Below are 5,054 nucleotides of genomic sequence, written 5' to 3' on the forward strand. Positions count from 1 at the left end.
CGGGTAGAGCACCCCGGCGGCCACCGGGATCAGCGCGGTGTTGTAGCCGAAGGCCCAGACAAGGTTCTGCCGGATGTTGCGCAGCGTGGCGCGCGACACCTCCACCGCGTTGACCACGCCGGCGAGGTCGCCCGACATCAGCACCACGTCGGCCGATTCCATCGCCACGTCCGTGCCGGTGCCGATCGCCACGCCCACGTCCGCCTCGGCGAGCGCGGGGGCGTCGTTGATGCCGTCGCCGACGAAGGCGACCTTGCGCCCGCCCGTGCGCAGATCGTCCAGCGCGGCCACCTTGCCGTCGGGCAGGACGCCGGCCACCACGCGGTCGATGCCGATGTCGCGGGCGATGGCCTGCGCGGTCGCCTCCCGGTCGCCGGTGATCATCGCCACCTCGAGGCCCATTTCGCGCAGCCGGGCGATGGCGGCGCGGCTCGTCTCCTTGACCGGGTCGGCCACGGCGATCAGCGCGGCGAGCCGGCCGTCGATCGCGGCGTAGAGCACGCTCTCGCCGCGGCCGGAGCGGCGCGCGTCCTCGGCGCCGAAGGGCGAGAGGTCGAGGCCCATCTCTTCCATGAAGCGCGCGGACCCCACCGCCACCTCGCGGTCCTCGACGCGGGCGCGCACGCCACGGCCCGTCTCGCTTTCGAAGCTCCCGGCTTCCGGCGCGGCGACGCCCTCGGCGCGCGCGGCGCGCACCACGGCCTCGGCGATCGGGTGCTCCGAGACGGCCTCGGCCGCGGCGACGAGGCGGAGCGCCTCGGCGCGGTCGGTGCCCTCCGACGGGACGAGCGCCGCCATCTCGGGGCGGCCCTCGGTCACCGTGCCCGTCTTGTCCAGCGCGACCACGTCCACGCCGGCGAGCGCCTGCAGCGCCTCACCCTTGCGGAAGAGCACGCCGAGCTCGGCGGCCCGCCCCGTGCCCACCATGATCGAGGTCGGCGTGGCGAGCCCCATGGCGCAGGGGCAGGCGATGATCAGGACCGAGACGCCGGCGACCAGCGCCATGGTGAGCGCCGGATCGGGGCCGACCACGAGCCAGACCAGCACCGTCAGCGCCGCGACGCCCATCACCACCGGCACGAACCAGAGCGTCACCCGGTCCACGAGCGACTGGATCGGCAGGCGCGCGCCCTGCGCCTCTTCCACCATGCGGGTGATCTGCGCGAGCACCGTGTCGGCGCCCACCGCCGTGGCGCGGAAGCGGAAGCTGCCGGCGCCGTTCACGGTGCCGCCGGTGACGGCGTCGCCCTCTGATTTCTCGACGGGAAGCGGCTCGCCGGTGATCATGCTCTCGTCGACATGCGCCGCGCCCTCGATCACCGCGCCGTCGGTGGGCAGCCGCTCGCCCGGGCGCACCACGAGCACGTCGCCGACCTGCACCTCGTCCACGGGCACCTCGACGGTCTCGCCACCGCGCTCGACGCGGGCGGTGCGCGCGCGCAGGCCCATCAGGCGCTCGATCGCGGCGCCCGTGCGGCCCTTGGCCCGCGCCTCGAGCGTGCGGCCGAGCAGGATCAGCGTGACGATCACCGCCGCCGCCTCGAAATAGACGGCGCGCACGTCGGCGGGCAGGAGATCGGGCGCGAAGGTGGCGACGGTCGAGTAGCCCCAGGCCGCGGCGGTGCCCACGGCGACGAGGCTGTTCATGTCCGGCGCGCCCTTGAGAAGCGCCGGCACCCCGCGCAGGAAGAACTCGCGCCCCGGGCCGATCAGGATCAGCGTCGTCAGCGCGAACTGGATGAGCCAGCTTGCCTGATGGCCGATGGTCTGCCCGATCAGCGCGTGCGCGCCGGGAATCATGTGTCCGCCCATCTCGAGGAGGAAGACGGGCAGCGCGAGCGCTCCGGCAAGGGCGGTCTTGCGGGCTGCGGCCCGCGCCTCCTCGGCCTTGCGGGCTCCGCGGTCCGCGGCGTCGTCGGCCCCGGCCGGCTTCGCCGGGTAGCCCGCCCCGGTCACCGCGTCGGCCAGCGCGCGCGCGCCGGCGGCCCCCTCGAGCACGGTCGCGCGCGCCTCCTCGGCGGCGAGGTTGACCTCCGCCGAAAGAACGCCCGGCACGGCCTCGATCGCCTGATCGACGCGGCCCACGCAGGAGGCACAGTTCATTCCCGAGACGGCGAGCGTCACGGTCTCGGTCCGGGCGGGGTAGCCCGCGCGCTCCAGCGCCGCGGCCGCCTCCGCCCCGCGCGCGGGGCTGTCGAGCGTGACGGTGGCGGTCTCCGCCGCGAGGTTCACGTTGACCTCGGCGACGCCCTCGACCGCCTCCAGCGCCGCGGCGGCACGCCGGACGCAGCCCGCACAGTTCAGGCCCTCCAGCGCGAAGGTGATGCGATGTGCGTCGCTCATGGTGAGACCTCCGTTCGACGAGTTCCCCACCGATGTGGGGCCTCCAGTCACTGGAAGGTCAAGGGGCGACTTCGACCGGGCTCAGAACACGCGGAAGGTGAGCGTGGTGAGGCTGCGCTCGATGCCGGGAATGTCGAGAAGACGCTCGTTGATGTATTTGCCCACGTCCTCGTCCTCGGGGATGTAGAGCTTCATCAGGAGGTCCCACTCGCCGCTCGTGGAGTAGAGCTCGGAATGGATCTCGCGCAGGACGATCTCCTCGGCGACCCGGTAGGTGGTCCCCGGGGTGCAGCGGAGCTGGACGAAAACGAGCGTGGACATCGGCGCGCCCCTCACGGTTGGTCGCCCGGACGCTCGCACAGCCCGCGACCCGGTGCAACGCCGCGGGGTTGGCGGGCGCCAGGCGGCCCGCTAGAAGGCGCGCACCGCCAGAGGAGACCCCCCATGCGCCGCGCCCGCATCGACCGCAGCACCGCCGAGACCTCGATTTCGCTCGACCTCGCCCTCGACGGCACCGGCGCGCGGGAGATCGCGACCGGCGTCGGCTTCTTCGACCACATGCTGGAGCAACTCGCGCGCCACGCGCTGATCGACGTCACCCTGCAGGCCACCGGCGACCGCCACATCGACGATCACCACACGGTCGAGGACTGCGGCATCGCGCTCGGCCGGGCGCTGGCCGAGGCGCTCGGCGACAAGCGCGGAATCCGCCGCTACGGCGCCGTCACGCTGGTGATGGACGAGGCCCGCGTCTCCGCCGCGCTCGACCTCTCCGGGCGGCCCTTCCTCGTCTGGGACGTCGCTTTCCCGACGGAGAAGATCGGCGGCTTCGACACCGAGCTCGTGCGCGAGTTCTTCCAGGCGGTGGCGAGCCACGGGGGCGTGACGCTCCACGTCACGCAGGAGGCCGGTGCCAACAGCCACCACATCGCCGAGGCCGCCTTCAAGGCGGTGGCCCGCGCGCTGCGCGCCGCCGTCGAGCCCGACCCGCGCGCGGGCGCGGAGGTGCCCTCGACCAAGGGCACGCTCTGAGCGCCGCCACGCAAGGGGGCGCTGCCCCCTCTTGGCCTGACGGCCAATTCACCCCCGGAGTACTTGGGCCAAGATGATGGGCGCGGGGCGGCGCGACTTGGCAATCCCGGGACGCTGGTCTAGTCAGCGCGCTGTTCCGGCACCGGAGGCGCGGTCATGACCACCGTCATCGTCGATTACGAAAGCGGCAACCTGCACTCCGCCGAGAAGGCGTTCCAGCGCATGGCGGTCGAGACGGACGCGGGCGCGGTCCTCGTCAGCGCCGAGCCGGAGACGGTGGCCGCGGCCGAGCGCGTGGTGCTGCCGGGCGACGGGGCCTTCCCGGCATGCCGGCAGGCGCTCTTCGCCCGGGCGGGGCTCTTCGAGGCGATCGAGGAGGCGGCGCTGCGCCGCGCGCGGCCCTTCCTGGGCATCTGCATCGGGATGCAGATGCTGGCGAGCCGGGGCATGGAATACGCGGAGACGCCGGGCTTCGACTGGATTCCCGGCACCGTCGCGCGCATCGCGCCGGAAGACCCGGCGCTCAAGGTGCCGCACATGGGCTGGAACGACCTTGTGGTCGACCGCCCGCACCCGGTGCTGGACGGCATCGCGACGGGCGATCACGCCTATTTCGTCCACTCCTACCAGATGCGCCTCGCCGATCCGGGGCATCTCCTGGCGCATGCCGATTATGGCGGCCCCGTCACCGCGGTCGTGGGGCGCGGCACGATCCTCGGCACGCAATTCCACCCCGAGAAGAGCCAGGCCACGGGCCTGCGCCTGATCGCCAATTTCCTGCGCTGGCGCCCCTGAGGGCGGCGGCACGGACACGGGAGCGCGCGATGATCCTCTACCCCGCGATCGACCTCAAGGACGGGCAGGCCGTGCGCCTGCTGCGCGGCGAGATGGCCGCGGCCACGGTCTTCAACGACGACCCGGCGGCGCAGGCGCGCGCCTTCGTGGAGGCCGGCGCGCGCTGGCTGCACCTCGTCGACCTGAACGGCGCCTTCGCCGGGCGGCCCGTGAATGCCGCCGCGGTCGAGGCGATCCTCGCCGCCTGCCCGGAGACCCCCGCGCAGCTCGGCGGCGGCATCCGCGACATGGTCACCATCGAGACCTGGCTCGGCAAGGGGCTGGCGCGGGTGATCCTCGGCACCGTGGCGGTGGAGGACCCGGACCTCGTACGCGCCGCGGCGCGCGCCTTCCCGGGGCGCATCGCGGTCGGCATCGACGCGCGCGCGGGACGCGTGGCCACCCGCGGCTGGGCCGAGGAGACGGAGGTGGAGGCCACCGAGCTCGCGCGGCGCTTCGAGGACGCCGGGGTGGCGGCGCTGGTCTACACCGACATCGAGCGCGACGGCGCGATGGGCGGGCCGAACGTGGCCGCGACCGAGGCGCTGGCGCGCGCCGTCTCGATCCCGGTGATCGCCTCGGGGGGCGTCGCCGCGCTCGCCGATCTGATCGCGCTGCGCGACACCGGCGCGATCGCGGGGGCGATCTCGGGGCGCGCGCTCTACGACGGCAAGCTCGACCTCGCGGAGGCGCTGGCCGCGCTGGGCTGACGTCGGCGCTGGCAGGGGGCGCTGGCAGGGGGCGCTGCCCCCGTCGGCTTCGCCGACTCCCCCGGGATATTTCTGACCAAGAAGAAGGACCGAAGCGCAGGGACTGGCGTCGCCCGGGGCGGCGTGGCACAGGGG

5 protein-coding genes are annotated in these 5,054 nt (G+C 73.8%); 3 read left to right on the forward strand and 2 right to left on the reverse strand.

Translation table 11 applies throughout. The features are described 5' to 3' along the window. Both ACESL7_RS12890 and ACESL7_RS12895 read right to left on the reverse strand, forming a co-directional pair. Nucleotides 1-2,343 (reverse strand): heavy metal translocating P-type ATPase (locus ACESL7_RS12890; protein ID WP_372893718.1); only part of this gene is annotated, 2,343 nt, incomplete at its 3' end. Nucleotides 2,344-2,424: 81 nt separating this feature from the next. After that, entirely contained in the window at nucleotides 2,425-2,664 is a 240-nt protein-coding gene (locus tag ACESL7_RS12895; RefSeq protein WP_372893719.1) for an Lrp/AsnC ligand binding domain-containing protein, read from the reverse strand. Nucleotides 2,665-2,787: 123 nt separating this feature from the next. Here ACESL7_RS12895 and hisB point away from each other — a divergent pair, with 123 nt between their 5' ends. The 3 genes from hisB to hisA all read left to right on the forward strand — a co-directional run bounded on the left by hisB (nucleotide 2,788) and on the right by hisA (nucleotide 4,919). Next, on the forward strand, nucleotides 2,788-3,375 hold the full coding sequence (hisB, locus tag ACESL7_RS12900; protein ID WP_372893720.1) for an imidazoleglycerol-phosphate dehydratase HisB: 588 nt from the start codon (nucleotides 2,788-2,790) through the stop codon (nucleotides 3,373-3,375). 156 nt (nucleotides 3,376-3,531) lie between these two features. Beyond that, the gene (hisH, locus tag ACESL7_RS12905; protein ID WP_372893721.1) at nucleotides 3,532-4,170 is read left to right on the forward strand and encodes an imidazole glycerol phosphate synthase subunit HisH; all 639 of its coding nucleotides are present in this window, start codon (nucleotides 3,532-3,534) and stop codon (nucleotides 4,168-4,170) included. 29 nt (nucleotides 4,171-4,199) lie between these two features. Next, nucleotides 4,200-4,919, forward strand: coding sequence for a 1-(5-phosphoribosyl)-5-[(5-phosphoribosylamino)methylideneamino]imidazole-4-carboxamide isomerase (hisA, locus tag ACESL7_RS12910; RefSeq protein WP_372893722.1), 720 nt, complete (start codon nucleotides 4,200-4,202; stop codon nucleotides 4,917-4,919). Nucleotides 4,920-5,054: the final 135 nt, after the last annotated feature.

Source organism: Rhodosalinus sp. (genome assembly GCF_041685465.1).
GTDB lineage: Bacteria > Pseudomonadota > Alphaproteobacteria > Rhodobacterales > Rhodobacteraceae > Rhodosalinus.